Annotated in this window: 10 protein-coding genes; 6 read left to right on the forward strand and 4 right to left on the reverse strand. The window is 69.4% G+C overall.

Annotation, left to right across the window (positions count from 1 at the left end):
* Positions 1–6: 6 nt before the first annotated feature.
* Positions 7–981 (reverse strand): DMT family transporter, encoded by a 975-nt coding sequence (locus tag ACIBCT_RS25030; RefSeq protein WP_399192391.1) that lies wholly within the window; start codon positions 979–981, stop codon positions 7–9.
* Between the two features lie 73 nt (positions 982–1,054).
* Between ACIBCT_RS25030 and ACIBCT_RS25035 the strand changes: the two genes are divergently transcribed.
* Positions 1,055–1,996 (forward strand): LysR family transcriptional regulator, encoded by a 942-nt coding sequence (locus tag ACIBCT_RS25035; protein WP_399192393.1) that lies wholly within the window; start codon positions 1,055–1,057, stop codon positions 1,994–1,996.
* 355 nt (positions 1,997–2,351) lie between these two features.
* On the forward strand, positions 2,352–5,411 hold the full coding sequence (locus tag ACIBCT_RS25040; protein ID WP_399192395.1) for a Tn3 family transposase: 3,060 nt from the start codon (positions 2,352–2,354) through the stop codon (positions 5,409–5,411).
* A gap of 140 nt (positions 5,412–5,551) precedes the next feature.
* Here ACIBCT_RS25040 and ACIBCT_RS25045 read toward each other — a convergent pair whose 3' ends face one another.
* Together ACIBCT_RS25045 and ACIBCT_RS25050 are read right to left on the reverse strand one after the other, a co-directional pair.
* On the reverse strand, positions 5,552–6,001 hold the full coding sequence (locus ACIBCT_RS25045) for a hypothetical protein (RefSeq protein ID WP_399192397.1): 450 nt from the start codon (positions 5,999–6,001) through the stop codon (positions 5,552–5,554).
* Positions 5,998–8,712 (reverse strand): DNRLRE domain-containing protein, encoded by a 2,715-nt coding sequence (locus ACIBCT_RS25050; protein ID WP_399192399.1) that lies wholly within the window; start codon positions 8,710–8,712, stop codon positions 5,998–6,000. Before ACIBCT_RS25050 ends, ACIBCT_RS25045 begins: the two co-directional genes overlap by 4 nt.
* Positions 8,713–8,942: 230 nt before the next feature.
* Between ACIBCT_RS25050 and ACIBCT_RS25055 the strand changes: the two genes are divergently transcribed.
* The 4 genes from ACIBCT_RS25055 to ACIBCT_RS25070 all read left to right on the forward strand — a co-directional run bounded on the left by ACIBCT_RS25055 (position 8,943) and on the right by ACIBCT_RS25070 (position 12,925).
* Positions 8,943–9,539: a recombinase family protein gene (locus tag ACIBCT_RS25055; RefSeq protein WP_399192401.1), complete on the forward strand. Its 597-nt coding sequence runs from the start codon at positions 8,943–8,945 to the stop codon at positions 9,537–9,539.
* 364 nt (positions 9,540–9,903) lie between these two features.
* Positions 9,904–11,055, forward strand: coding sequence for a tyrosine-type recombinase/integrase (locus ACIBCT_RS25060; RefSeq protein WP_399192403.1), 1,152 nt, complete (start codon positions 9,904–9,906; stop codon positions 11,053–11,055).
* Positions 11,052–11,387 carry a helix-turn-helix transcriptional regulator gene (locus ACIBCT_RS25065; RefSeq protein WP_093175773.1) on the forward strand — a complete coding sequence of 112 codons (336 nt, stop codon included), beginning with the start codon at positions 11,052–11,054 and terminating at the stop codon, positions 11,385–11,387. Before ACIBCT_RS25060 ends, ACIBCT_RS25065 begins: the two co-directional genes overlap by 4 nt.
* Positions 11,384–12,925 carry a hypothetical protein gene (locus tag ACIBCT_RS25070; protein WP_399192405.1) on the forward strand — a complete coding sequence of 514 codons (1,542 nt, stop codon included), beginning with the start codon at positions 11,384–11,386 and terminating at the stop codon, positions 12,923–12,925. Before ACIBCT_RS25065 ends, ACIBCT_RS25070 begins: the two co-directional genes overlap by 4 nt.
* A 30-nt stretch (positions 12,926–12,955) precedes the next feature.
* Here the strand turns inward: ACIBCT_RS25070 and ACIBCT_RS25075 are convergent, their stop codons facing one another.
* Positions 12,956–13,585, reverse strand: a complete 630-nt coding sequence (locus ACIBCT_RS25075; protein ID WP_189122621.1) for a class I SAM-dependent methyltransferase — start codon at positions 13,583–13,585, stop codon at positions 12,956–12,958.
* Between the last annotated feature and the right edge of the window lie 322 nt (positions 13,586–13,907).

The raw sequence follows: 13,907 nt of genomic DNA on the forward strand, positions 1-13,907 counted from the left end.
GGACGATCATTCCCCGACCGCGACCGGGTCCCTCCGGCCGCGGGTGCCGGCCCGGTCCTGCTCCCGGGGCGGCCCGTCGCCGCGCCGTCCGGGGCGTCCGCGTCGTAACTGCAGGACGGCCACGGACGCCAGCACCAGCAGCCCGCCCGCCCACTGGACGGGGCCGAGGATCTCGCCGAGCGTGAGCGCCGCCAGCGCCGTGGTGACGACCGGCTCGAACGTCGACAGGATGGCCGCCGTCGACGGTCCCGTGCGCCGCAGGCCCGCGAAGAAGGTCAGCATCGCCAGGACGGTGGACACGACGGCGATGCACCCGAGCCAGAACCACCCCCGCCATCCGAAGCCGAGGTCCGTCCCGCCCGTCACCAGTGCGCGGACGGTCATGGTCAGGGCCGCCCCGGTCATCACCAGCGCGGCCAGCGTCACCGGCGGCAGCCGGTGCACGACGGTGTCCGAGACGAGGATGTAGACGGTGTAGGTGGCGGCGGCGCCGAACGCCAGGGCCGCGCCGAGCGGGTGAAAGGCCGCCTCACCGCTGCCCAGCAGGACGAGCAGCGTCCCGCAGGAGGCGACCACCAGCGCCGCGCAGCGTCCGGCCGTCAGACGGTCCCGGCCGAGCAGCACGGCGGCGAGGGTGACCAGCAGCGGGTAGGTGTAGAAGACCAGGGACAGCAGCGAGGCGTCCATGAGCTCCAGCGCGGAGAAGTACAGGCCGGCCTGGGCGGCGTACCCGACGGCGCCCAGGCCCAGGGCGGTCATTAGTACCGCCGGGGTGACGCGCGCCGCCGTCCGGCCGGGGATCACCGGGGTACGGCGCAGACCCGGCCGCAGGAGCAGCAGCGTCGCCAGCAACGCGGCTCCCAGGACGAAGCGCACCAGCAGCAGCGCGCCGGGCGAGACGCCCGAGGCGTACGCGAGCTTCCCGAAGATCGCCATGGCGCCGAAGCACGCGGCGGACACAAGACACAGAACCGGACCCATGCCCCCAGCATCGAGGCCCCGGACACTTCGAGTCCAGTGACGATTGTCGGGTGTCATTCGTTAGGATTTCCGAATGGTCACGCTGGATCTCCGCCGTCTTCGCCTGCTTCGCGAGTTCGAGGAACGCGGCACCCTGGGCGCGGTGGCCGCCGCCCTGGACTACAGTCCCTCCTCGGTGTCGCAGCAGCTGGCCGTCCTGGAGAGGGAGGTCGGCGCGCGCCTGCTGGAGAAGGCCGGGCGTGGGGTACGGCTCACCGACGCCGGTCGCCTGCTCGCGCAGCACGCCGGCGTCCTGCTGGCCGCGGCCGAGGCAGCGACGGCGGATCTGGCCGCCTTGGGCGGTGAGGTGCGCGGCACCGTACGCGCCGGCGGCCTGCAGTCGGCGACCCGCCGGCTGCTGGTCCCCGCGGTGGCGCGCATGTCGGCCCTGCACCCCCGGGTGCGCACCGAGATCACCGAGATCGAGCTCGAGCAGGCCCTGCCCGGACTACGCCTCGGGACGATCGACCTGGTGATCAGCGACGAGTACGACGGCCACCCACGCCCCCGGCCGGCCGGGCTGCGCTTCGCGCTGCTGCACGAGGAACCGCTGAAGCTGGTCCTGCCACCCGGCCACCGGCTGGCCGGGCCCGGGGGACCGGTCGCCCTGCCCGAGCTCCGGGACGAGGTCTGGACGGCCTCGGACCGGGGGACCGGCCATCACGACATGGTCGTGGGAAGCTGCCGGTCCATCGGCGGCTACGAACCCGACGTACGGCACCGGTCCAGCGACGCCGACGTCCAGCTCGAACTCGTCCGTACCACCGGGGCCGTGGCGCTGCTGCCGGCCCTGACCCTGCCGACCACGCAGGACCCGGCCCTGGCGATCCGGGACGTCGCCGGGCAACGGCTCGGGCGGCGGCTGGTCGTCGTCCGCAGGGACGGCCCCTCGCCCCCCGCGCTCACGGCCTTCCTGGCCGTCGTGACCGGCCAGGCGCACCACCTCGGGACGGCCGGGAACGGCGGGCGGACGTGATGCGGCCGTCGGGGCGTCACCGGCGGTCACGGCCCGCCTGCCGACGGGCGGGAGACCGGAGACCCGCGTGTCGGCACACCGGACGTCGGCCCGGCGGCCGAGCCCTGCGTGCCGACTGCCGAGCCAGCCGAGATGACGGCCCGTGAGGAACATCGGAACGAAAACGTACGCCAAGAAACGATCATGAGGGGCGATCCGGGCTCCGGCGGCTGATCACACGAGGGCTTGGCGTACGTTCCGGCTCCGAAACACCTGCCGCTCGATGAGGCCGCCACCTGGGCGAGCTGGTCACGGAAGGCGTCAGTTCGATCACATCGCGGCGGGAAAGAACGGATACGGCGTAGCTTGACGGGCTGTGCCCGTTGAATTCCTCAACGATGAGCAGGCCGCCGCGCACGGCCGCTTCATCGGCGCGCCCACCCGCACCGAGCTGGAGCGGTACTTCTTCCTCGACGACGCCGACAGGCGGCTGGTGGCCAAGCGGCGCGGGGACCACAACCGACTGGGGTTCGCGCTGCAGCTGGTGACGGTGCGCTTCGTCGGTGCCTTCCTGCCTGATCCGGTCGATGTCCCTATCGAGGTGGTCGACTACGTCGCCGGTCAGCTGGGCATCGCCGATCCGTCGTGCGTGAAGGGCTATGCCCAGCGAGCGGAGACGCATCGCGAGCACGCTGGGCTGATCCAGCGGGCTTACGGGCTGCGGGACTTCGCCGAGGTCGAAGACGAGCTCGCCGTCTGGGTGACTGATCGGGCCTGGACCACCGGGGACGGGCCGACGGCGATCTTCGCCGACGCGGTGGTCTGGCTGCGCGGCCGCGGCGTGCTGCTGCCCGGGGTCTCCACCCTGGCGCGTTTTGTCGCCCGGATCCGCCAGGAGACCTATGAGCGGCTGTGGCGGCTGCTGCATGACCTGCTGCCGGCTCAGCAGCGGCTGATCTTGAACGTGTTGCTGGAGGTACCGCCCGGGGCGCGGGTCTCGGAGCTGGAGCGGCTGCGCAAGGGCCCGGTCAAGGCCTCGGGGCCGGCGATGGTCAAGGCGCTGGAACGCGTCGTGGAGATCGCCTTGGTGGGCATGGCCGGCATCGACACCTCGGCGGTCCCGCCGCGACGGCTGGCGGAGCTGGCCCGCTACGGCTTGGTCGGCAAGGCCCCGGCGATCAAGCGTCACCCGCCCGTGCGCCGCCTGGCCACGCTGTTGGCCACCGTGCAGGTGCTGGAGGCCAAAGCGATCGATGACGCGCTGGAGCTGCTGGACGTACTGATGACCGGTCAGCTGGTGGCCCGCGCCGAGCGCGAGTCGGCCAAGGAGAAGCTGCGCACCTACCCGCGGTTCTCCCGGGCCTCGGCGACGCTGGCGCTGGCGGTGGAGGTGCTGCTGGAGGCCTCCGAGTACGGCGAGAACCTCACCTTGGAGCAGGTGTGGGAGTCCATCGACGCGGTGGTGCCGCGCGGCCGGCTGCGCGCCGCGGTGGAGGCCGTCACCGACGTGGCCCCGCCGCCGGACGCCGACCCCGATGGCCAGTGGCGGGCTCTGCTGACCGAGAAGATCGCCGTGGTGCGGTCGTTTTTGCCGCTGCTGACCTCGGCCATCGCTTTCGGTGCCACGGCCGAGGGCGAGGGCGTGCTGGAGGCGATGCGCGCGCTGCCGACTCTGATCAACCGCGCGGGCCGCAGGAAGATCAAGACCGCCTACCTGCCGGTCGACGGTATCGCCGAGGAGGTGGTGACGGGTGAATGGAAGCGCCTGGTGCACCGCAAGGGCCTGCCCGAAGGGCTGGTGGATCGGGCGGCGTATGTGTTCTGCCTGCTGGAGAAGTTCCACCGGCTGCTGTGCCGACGCGATATCTACGCTTTCGGCTCCTCGCGGTGGAGCGATCCGCGGGCGCACCTTCTGGCGGGCTCGCGCTGGCAGGCGGCCAAGGGAGCGGTGTTCAACACGCTCGGCCTGCCCGAAGACCCCGAGCCGCTGCTGGCCGCGCACGCCGCCGCCCTGGACGAGGCCTACGTCGAGGTCGCGGGCCGGTTGACCGCCGAGACCGCGGTCAGCATCGATGCCGAGGGCCGGTTGCACCTGGCCCACCTGGAAGCCGTCGAAGAGCCACCCGGTCTCATCGACCTGCGCAAGCGGCTGCAGGGCATGCTGCCGCAGGTGGACCTACCAGAACTGATCTTGGAGGTGATGTCCTGGCATCCGGGCTTCGTCGCCGCCTTCACCCCGGTCTCCGGCGGCGCGCCGCGCCTGGAGACCGATCTGCACGTCACCATCGCGGCCTGCCTGACCGCGCACACCCTCAACATCACCTACGCGCCGATCGTCTCGCCGGGCATCCCGGCGCTGACCCGCGACCGCATCAGCCATGTCGATCAGACCTACCTGCGCCCCGAGACCTACAGCCCGGCCAACGCCGTCCTGATCGAGGGCCAGGCCGGCATCGCGCTCGCCCAAGCCTGGGGCGGCGGGCTGGTCGCCGCGATCGACGGGGTGCGCTTCGTGGTACCGGTGCCCACCATCTGCGCCCGGCCCAACCCCAAGTACTTCGGCCGCCGCAAGGGCGCCCAATGGCTCAACATGATCAACGATCAGGGGGTCGGGCTCGGCGCCAAGGTACTCTCGGGCACGCCGCGTGACTCACTGCACGTGATCGACGTGCTGTACGGCCGCGACGGCGGCCGCGCCCCCGAGGTGGTCATCACCGACGCCGGCTCCTACAGCGACATCGTCTTCGGCCTCATCCACCTGCTGGGCCGCAAGTTCCGGCCCGTGCTGGCCGACCTGCCCGACCACAAGCTGTGGCGCTTCGATCCGGCCGCGGACTACGGGCCGCTGAACACCGCCGCCCGCGGGAAGATCGACACGGTCGCGATCCGCCGGCACTGGGACGACATCCTGCGCATCGTGGCCTCCATCCACACCGGCGCGGTGCGCGCCCACGACGTGATCCGGATGCTGCAGCGCGAGGGCCACCCCACTCCGCTGGGCAATGCTCTGGCCCACTACGGGCGCATCTTCAAGAGCCTGCACGTGCTCACCTACGTCGACGACGAACCCTACCGGCGCGACATCAAGGCCATGCGCAACCTCCAGGAAGGCCGCCACGACCTGGCCAAACACCTGTTCCACGGGCGCAAGGGCGAGCTGCGCCACGCCTACCAGACCGGCATGGAAGACCAGCTCGGCGCCCTCGGACTTGTCCTGAACTGCGTAGTTTTGTGGAAGACCGTCTACCTGGATACCGCTCTGCAGACGCTGCGCGCCCAGGGGCACCACGTCGCCGACGACGACATGGTGCGCATCTCACCGTTCATGCGCAAGCACATCAACGTGCACGGCCACTACTCCTTCCACCTGCCCGACCTGGGCGGCGGCCGCCGCGCGCTCCGCGACCCCGACGCAGCCGATACCGAGGAGAACTGACCCGAGACGATTCGCGCCTGGGCTCACGCGGATGCGCTCCCGTGATCGTGAAGATGCGCTTCTTCGTCCTGCTCAGGAGGGGCTGGTCCCTCCGGGGCGGTGGGAAGGCGGCGGCACTTCGCATGAACCGCCCTCTGAGGTCAGCGAGACGCTTCTTCCAAACACCGCCGCAGTGTCTCGACGAACGAGCCCGTCGTGGTGGGGCAGACCTGGATCTCGTGGCCCTGCTGGTCAAGGACCTTCCGGTGGCCCAGAGGCTTCTTGAGCGTGACGGGCACGGCATGATCTGTGCCGGTCCCCACCTGTATGCCGGATCGCTCAGGACAGGCGCGACGAAGCACCACTCCCACGGTCACACTGGTCGGCGACTCGACCACCTCGGCTCGTTCGACCACGGTGCAGATCGTGCCGTCAGCCCTCATGCTTCCGCTGGCGTGCAGGGTGATGGCCCGTCCTCCGAGAGCCACCTCGACTGTGCGGACCCTCGCATCGAAAGGTTTGGCCGGCTCCTGCGCGCAGGCCACGGCCAGCACGGTGAAAGCCAGGACGCACCCGGCGCGCAAGAGGGAGGACGGGCCCAACGAAGTCATTTCTTGTATATGTCCTTGCCGACAGCCTTCATCACATCATGGAAGTCGGTGAAAGTATGCATGCAAGTGTCCTGAATCGGTTCCTCCGGAGAGCTGCTTCCGCTGGTGATTCCCTTGGCTACGACATATCCGTCGGGGCGGAAGGTATAAACCGGCCCGCCCGAGTCGCCATCGATCACGCACCTTCCGCGCTTCTTGCCGACATGAACCCAACGCACCGTTTGCCCGCCCATGTCGATCTTCCAGGCCAGGTCGGTGACCTTCCACCGGCAGATCTGACCCGTGCTGGCTCCGCCGGTGCAGTACTGATCGCCTTCCTTGGCGCGGACCGAGTAGCGTCCACCGACCCAGCGCTTGGTGGAGGAGTTCTTGTCACCGACGAAAATGGTGGGGCTTGTGCCGCGGACGTCCACATGGAGCAAGCCCAAGTCGCCGTAGTACGTCGGCTGACCGGGGAGTTTCACCGTTCCGGTTCCTTTATGCCAGTTGGACCACAGGATGGAGCCGACACTGGCGGATCCACCTTGCGGAAGAAGGCAGTGCCCGGCTGTCACCATCAGCTTGTCACTCGCGCTTCCCATGGAGAAACCGGTCGTGCACCACTTGCCCCAGCCGGGTCGTTCAGTGGTCGCTGTAAAAGAGGACCCGCCGTTGACCTTTCCGACATCCTCCTGCCGGTTGTCGGCAGCAGTGGTAGCGGTTGTTCGCGTCTGGTCGAGGAGATGGAAGCGGTCGGTCTCCGACCGCAGCCAGATGGCGACGTTGTAGGTGCCGTACCGGTCGGCCAACGCCTTGCGCAACTGCGCAGAGGCGTCGGTGGACTGCACCACGACGAGGTTGCGCTCGGGCCAGATATGGGTGGCGAACAGCTCGGTGCCCGCCGGGATCGCGTCATCGAGGTCGAGCACCTCATCGACGATGGTGTTGAGCGCCTGGTAGCTGTTGGCGACCTCGACGACCCGCGGGTTGCTCGAATAGCCGGTCTGCGCGGGAGGCACGGCTGGGACCACGGCCGAGTCCTCGTCATCGAAGTAGCCCGGGATGGTCTCATCGGCGTCGCCGTTGTCGATCGCCGTGCCGGTGAGCACCTGGCCCGCGGTGCCTTGGCCCGCCGGCGTCGCCGGTGCGATGACCCGCCCGCTCGCCGGATCGAAGTAGGGCGGCGCCAAGATGGCGGCGTTGCCCTGGGCGCGGTCATAGGCGCTGTTCAGCGCGTGCGCGCTGGTGGTGGGGATGGGCAGGGTGTCGAGCTTCCAGGCAGCGGGCGCGGTGAACACCTCGACGCCGTCGGGTCCGGCGGGGCTCACCACGGTGGGACCCGGAGCCGGCTGAGCCGTCACGGTGATCTTCGGGGTCAGCTCCGGCCAGCCGTACTCGGAGGATGCCAACATCCGGTAGTCGTCGTCCGAGCCGCTATCATCGGGGGCCTGCAGCACCAGACCGTAATTGGGGTAACCCTCCGCCCACGCCCGGGCGATGTCGGTGATCGGCCACTCCAGCGGGCCGATGCCGCAATCCGGGCCGTAGGACTGGGTGATGGTCTGAGCGCCCTCGGTCGTGGAGGACGGCGCGGTGTCCCAGGTGAGCGTGGCCGCGTCCCATCCGCTCGTCACGCGGCGCACCTGGATGCCACTGGCGGTCTCGCCGCATCCGGGGCCGTCGGTGTTGGTCAGGGTCAGCGTGGCGTCCGCGACGTCCTGGCCGGCCAGCGCGGTGCCGTCGAACTTCAGATAGGAGCGGTTGAGCGTGCCGAAGATGCTGCCGGTGGTGAGTACGGCCGAATCCGGGTCGGCCTGGTTGCCTTCGTTGCTGATGTCCACGTCGCTGCTGGCGGCGGTGCCGACGGTCGCGCCGATGGTGACCGGGTAGACCGTCTGGGAGTCGGCGAGGAACGCGGCGTCCGGCTCGACGGTCAGAGCCTGCGCCGTCATCTTGGGGCTGGTGCGGAAAGCGGTGTCCGGCTCGACGGGCCGGTCCTGCGCCGTCTTCTTGGCGGAGACCCGGCGCCGGCTCGGCGCCGACGTCGAACGCATGGCGACCGCGGTCGAGCGGGCGACCTCACGGCCGGCACCGTTCACGATGGTGGCGGCCCCGTTCTTGCCCGGCCGGACGGCGAGGCCTTGGGCCTGGACGGGGAGCGTGAAGGCGATCTTCTTCGACGGGCGGGACTTCAGCACGATCTCCCAACGGAAGCCGGTGGGCAGCGCCGTGACGACCAGCGACGAACCGGGGCCCGCGGCATCGGCGTAGACGGCCTTTCCGCCAGTGACCGTCGGGCGGGCCAGGGCGGTCGGCCAGGTGAAGGTGACCGGTTTGCCGTCCTGAGTGGTCAGCGTCGCCAGCGGCTTGCCGGCGCCACCGGAGGTGAACTCCACCGGGGTTGCGGTGACCTTGGGGCGTAGCACGCCGCCCGATTCCACAAGGGTCGGGTCGATCCACCGCCAGGCTCCGTCGCGATGCACCCGCACCGGTTGGGTCCATGCCTCGATCACCAGGCGCCCGTCGGGTTGCCTGGTGACCCGCCGGTCCTGGGTCGCCGCTCCGAGCAACTCGCCGGGTGGTGGAGTCGACTGGGCGGCCGGGGGCGGGGCGGGGGCCGGGCTCGCGGCCGCAGGTAATTGCTGTGCCGAGGCCAGCATCGCCGCCGTGACGGCGACGAGGACGACCGAGGGGGATCGCCGCACCAGTTCTCCTCCGGAGTTGATGATCAAGGACCTCGATCATGCTCTGTGGCGGATTACCAAATGTCAAGATTTAGGTAAAAATCGGCGGCCTCGCCTGTAAGTGGACTGGGCGCCGAATGCCTTTCGGTCGCTTGTATCGGAAACGATCGTTCGCGTTACATGGCGGATAGCACGTCATCCCCGCAGGTGAGGGACGTAACGCATGCCGTGTCCGCGTCAATGTCACGCCTGAGGGGGTTCGCGATACAGTCGAGGGTATGCGTATCGGCTACGGGCGCGTCTCCAGCCGCGATCAGCACCCCGAGGCCCAGGCCGACGCCCTGACCGCGGCCGGCTGCGAGCAGATCTTCATCGACACTGCCTCCGGCAAGCTCGCCCGCCGCCCCGAGCTCGACAAGGCGCTGCTGTCGGCCAACCGGCCCGGCGACCAGCTCGTGGTCACCAAGCTGGATCGGCTCGGCCGCTCCCTGGAACACCTCATCGAGCTGTCGGGCCGGCTGCAGGCCCGCGGCGTCGACCTGGTCGTGCTGGACCAGGGCATTGACACCTCCACCGCGGTGGGGCGGATGTTCTTCCAGATCCTGGTCGCCATCGCCGAGTTCGAGCACGCCCTGATGAGCGAGCGGACGATGGACGGCCTGGCCGCCGCCCGCGCCCGCGGCCGCACCGGCGGGCAGCGGCCGAAGCTCGGCCCTCGCCAGGTGCAGTTGGCGCGGGCGATGTACGAGGAAGTCGGCGCCGACGGCAAACGCGCCTACACCGTGGCGCAGATCGCCGCCGAGTTCGGCGTCACCCGTCCCACCATCTACCGCCACCTCGCCAAGCCATCTGCCCCGCCGTCCCGTCGGCAGTGACCCGCACCTTCCGCGATCGTCCCATTGAGGTCGTCATCCCTGGCGAGCAGCGGGTGTTTCGGAGCCGGAACGTACGCCAGGCCCTCGTGTGATCAGCCGCCGGAGCCCGGATCGCCCCTCGTGATCGTTTCTTGGCGTACGTTTTCGTTCCGATGTTCCAAGCGCCGCCAATTGCATCGGATGCGAACTCGCGACAGGTGGAGAATCTGCCCGGAGAGGGGAGCAATCACGCTATGGACCTGCGTACTTGAGCAGGATTCTGGCCGCGACGATACCGGTCACGAGGGCCTTGCTGCGACCCGTGCAGGGGGCTGGCCTGGGACTCCGCCGACGACTCGCATAGGATGCGGTTTTCTCGCATCTGATGCGAGTCGCGGAGGGTGGTGAACCGGTGGGGTTCAACGGGTCGATACCGGGGGCGGCCGGGCTGCACCTGGTCGACGGGGTCGCGTTGCTGCGGCCGGAAGAACAGGCCTTCGCGGCGATGCTGACGGGGTTCGCCAACCAGCAGCTCGCGCGGAATCTGGCCCGGACGACCGTGGAGGGCCGAGAGAACACAATCAAGGCGTTCGCGGACTACGTGAACACCTACCCCTGGCACTGGACACCGGCGATGGTCGACGAGTGGCTCGGTGACCTGCGCTCGCTGCGGGACCTGAAGCGCTCCACGATCCGCTCGTACTCCGAGGCCGTGCGGGCGTTCTGCCACTTCATCACCGATCCGCTCTACGAGTGGACGGCGACCTGCGAAGAGCGGTTCGGTACCCACCCGGTGCAGGTCGTGCACGAGTGGAACACCGCCATGCACGTCCAGGACAACGAGGCGGACGCGAAGAAGCGCGCGTTCACCAAGGCCGAGCTGCACGCCTTCTTCGCGCACTGCGACGACGAGGTCGCCCGCATCCGGGCCTTCGGCCGCAAGGGCTGGCTGCCCGCCTTTCGCGACGCGACCCTGTTCAAGACCGCCTACGCTTTCGGACTGCGGCGCAACGAGACGCGGATGCTGGACGCCGCCGACTTCGGCCGCAACCCGCACGGCGGCGAGTTCGGCGTGTACGGCCGGTGCCAGGTCCGGTTCGGCAAGGCCAAGAAGGGCTCGCCGCCCAAGCGCCGCGGGGTGCTGACCGTGTTCGACTGGACTCCGGACGTCCTGGACGAGTGGTTCACCGAGGTCCACCCGCTGTTCGGCACCAACGACAACCCGGCGGCCTGGCCTTCCGAACGGGGCCTGCGGATCGGCTGCCAGCAGCTCAACTCCCGCTTCATCGCCTACCGCAAGGCCCTGGGCCTCGACGAGGGGCTGGACTTCCACTCCTTCCGCAGGTCCTACGTCACCCACCTCATCGAGGACGGCTGGGACCCGCGCTTCGTCCAGGAGCAAGTCGGCCACGAGCACGCCAGCACCACCTCGCTCTACACCTGCGTCTCCTCGGACTTCCGCACCCGCACCCTGCGGCGGCACCTGGATGCCACCATCGCCGCGGCCCTTGGGACCCAGACCGGGAGGCAGGCATGAAACGCAAGGTCGGCTACACGTGGCGGCTGCGTGAGGTCATGGCCCAGCACCAGATTTTCACGGCCACCGAACTGGTGCCGCTGCTGCGCGAACGGGGCATCGACTTGTCCGCCTCCCAGGTCCACCGCCTGGTCTCCGGCACCCCGGAACGCCTGTCGTTGCAGGTCATGGCCGCGCTCTGCGACATCCTGTCCTGCACTCCGGCCGACCTGGTGGACACCACCGCCGAGAACGCCGGGGTCCGAAAGACCGCCACCGACAACCTGCCCGCACCGCCCGCGAACGTCGCGAAGCTGCGGCCCCGCGCGGCCCGCATCCTGCCCGACGCATGACCCGCACCTACGCCACCGGCGAGCAGTACGAACGCCGGTACATGGCCGAGTGCTGCCGCTGCGGCCGCCGCAGGCACAAGGCCGGCACCTGGCCGGATGGATACGTCTGCCGCACCTGTTCGGACCGCGCCGTCCGGACACGGGGCACCTGTCCGGGATGCGGCCAGGACCGGGCCCTGCCTGGGCTCCGCCCCGGTGACGGAGTCCCGATCTGCACCACCTGCGCCGGCTTCTCCCGAACCTTCGACTGCTCACGCTGCGGCTTCGAGGGCAAGCTCCTGGGCGGGCGGCTGTGTGAGCGCTGCACGCTCAGCGACCGCCTCACCGCGCTCCTGGACGACGGCACCGGCCGCATCCGTCCCGCGCTGGTCCCTCTGTTCAACCTGCTGGTGGCGATGGAGAAGCCCGGCAGCGGACTGGCCTGGCTGGCCATGCGCCGCAGCCAACCGGCGAACGCCTCCCGATTGCTGCAACAGCTCGGCCTCGGCCAGATCTCGCTGACCCACGACGCCTTCCACGAGCTCCAGCCCTGGCGAACCGCCGCTCACCTGGAAGAACTCCTGATGACCAGCGGAGTCCTGCCTACGGTCGACAAGTACCTCTGCTCCTTCCAACGCTGGCTTCCCGGGCATCTGGCCAGCATCACCGACTCCGAGCACGTCAAAACGATCAGGCTCTTCGCGACCTGGCGCGTCCTCCCGCGGCTGCGGGCCCGCGCCGAGCGAAGCCACATCACACCCAGCGTCCGGAGGTTCGCCGCCGAACAGATCAAGTACGCGACCGCCTTCCTGCAATGGCTCGGCCAACGCAACAACAGCCTCGCGTCCTGCGGCCAGATCGACATCGACGCCTGGTGGGCCGAGAGCAGCGAACACGGCCGCACCTGCCTGAGGGCCTTTCTCAGCTGGGCCATGCAGACCCGTAACTGCCCACGCTCCCTGTCCATCCCCGCGATGAAGGTCTCCCGGCAGGCCGCACTGAGCGAAGACGAACGCCTCGACGCCCTTGGCCGACTGCTGACCGACACGGAGATTCCGATACGTCTGCGTGTCGCGGGGGTCATCGTGCTCCTCTATGCGCAGCCCGTGAGCCGCATCGTCCGGCTCAGCGTCGACGACGTGGTCCACGACGGCGACACCCTACTGTTACGGCTCGGTGAACCCGCCTCGCCCGTTCCCGCACCGGTCGCCGCTCTGCTGCTGGAGCACATAGCGAACCGCGACAACATGAACACCGCCACCAACCCCGCCTCCCGATGGCTCTTCCCGGGCCGCCGGGCAGGACAGCCAGCCCGCCCCGACCACCTGTCCGCGCTCCTGAACGAGGCCGGGATCCCGGCCTCCGCAGCACGTGGCGCCGCCATCCGCCAGCAGCTCCTCGAACTGCCCGCTCCCGTCGTTGCCGACGCTCTCGGCTACCACAACAAGACCACCAGCCGCCTCATCAGAGAGACCGGCGGGACATGGAGCCGATACGCCGCTGGCGATCACACAAGGTCACCGACAAGCCGGCCTCCTCGGGGAGCCGGCGACAGTTGACTACGAGAGCCCACAGCAGAAGGCCATTCTCTAGCGGAGACGGGCCAGCAAGTGGGCGTCCAGGAAGCCCCGCTCGGAGGCCGGGTCGTGGAGCAGCCGCGCGAATGTGGCGAACCCGGCCCCGGCCAGCAACTCGGCGAAGCGGTCCGCCGGCCAGCTATAGGCGGGTGTCACCTTGTGGTCGAAGCGGACCGGCTCGGGCGCGTCGGTTCCGAAGAACGAGACCAGGAGAAGGCCCCCCGGCGCCAGGACACGCGCCTGCTCGGCGAGCAGCGCGGGTAGTTCCCCAGGAGGGGTGTGAATCATCGAGTAGTGGGCCAGCACGCCGCCGAGCGCGCCGTCCTCAACTGGGAGTTCCTCCATCCGGGCCTCATCGAACTTCAGCGCCGGATGGGCCCGCCGAGCGTGGTCGACCATGGCCGGAGAGAGGTCGAGCCCGAAGGCATCCAGCCCCAGGTCGTGCAGCATGGCCGTCAGATGTCCGGGCCCGCAGCCGACATCCGCCACCCGCGAATTCCCCGTCCCACGCACCAACTCGGCGAAGGTGCCGATCATGTTCCGCGTGAACGGCTGCGTCTCCAGTCGGTTAGCGAACATCGACGCATATAACTCGACGACCCCGTCGTAGGCCGTCCTGGTCTCGTCCTGGTGCTTCGCCACGGGAAGGAAGTTAGCACCCCCCATTCTCAGCTGTTCTCCGGCCCGGTGCCGAATCCTGCGCCGTCGTATCGGACTCGCTCGGCTACCAGGACAAGGCCATCACCCGGTGGCGCGACAAGCCGCTGGCGACCACAGTCAGTCACCAGCTGACTGGACTCCCCGGGGAACTGGCGACAGTTGATTAGGCGATCACACCAGTATCACGGGCCATGACGGAGCTGGCCGAGATGACGGAGACCTGGCTGTCGGCCGTACGGGGATCATCGGCGTTTTTGACGGTGTCCGGGGGTAGGGTCGTGAACCGGTGGCCGTCGCGCGCCCA

Origin of the sequence: Streptosporangium sp. NPDC050855, assembly GCF_044456585.1 — a bacterium.
In the GTDB taxonomy this organism is placed as follows: domain Bacteria; phylum Actinomycetota; class Actinomycetes; order Streptosporangiales; family Streptosporangiaceae; genus Streptosporangium; species Streptosporangium longisporum.

Coding starts and splice junctions, on each gene's coding strand:
- ACIBCT_RS25030 (WP_399192391.1), bottom strand. CDS start 981: ATGGGTCCGGTTCTGTGTCTTGTGTCCGCCGCGTGCTTCGGCGCCATG.
- ACIBCT_RS25035 (WP_399192393.1), top strand. CDS start 1,055: ATGGTCACGCTGGATCTCCGCCGTCTTCGCCTGCTTCGCGAGTTCGAG.
- ACIBCT_RS25045 (WP_399192397.1), bottom strand. CDS start 6,001: ATGACTTCGTTGGGCCCGTCCTCCCTCTTGCGCGCCGGGTGCGTCCTG.
- ACIBCT_RS25055 (WP_399192401.1), top strand. CDS start 8,943: ATGCGTATCGGCTACGGGCGCGTCTCCAGCCGCGATCAGCACCCCGAG.
- ACIBCT_RS25060 (WP_399192403.1), top strand. CDS start 9,904: ATGCGAGTCGCGGAGGGTGGTGAACCGGTGGGGTTCAACGGGTCGATA.
- ACIBCT_RS25065 (WP_093175773.1), top strand. CDS start 11,052: ATGAAACGCAAGGTCGGCTACACGTGGCGGCTGCGTGAGGTCATGGCC.
- ACIBCT_RS25070 (WP_399192405.1), top strand. CDS start 11,384: ATGACCCGCACCTACGCCACCGGCGAGCAGTACGAACGCCGGTACATG.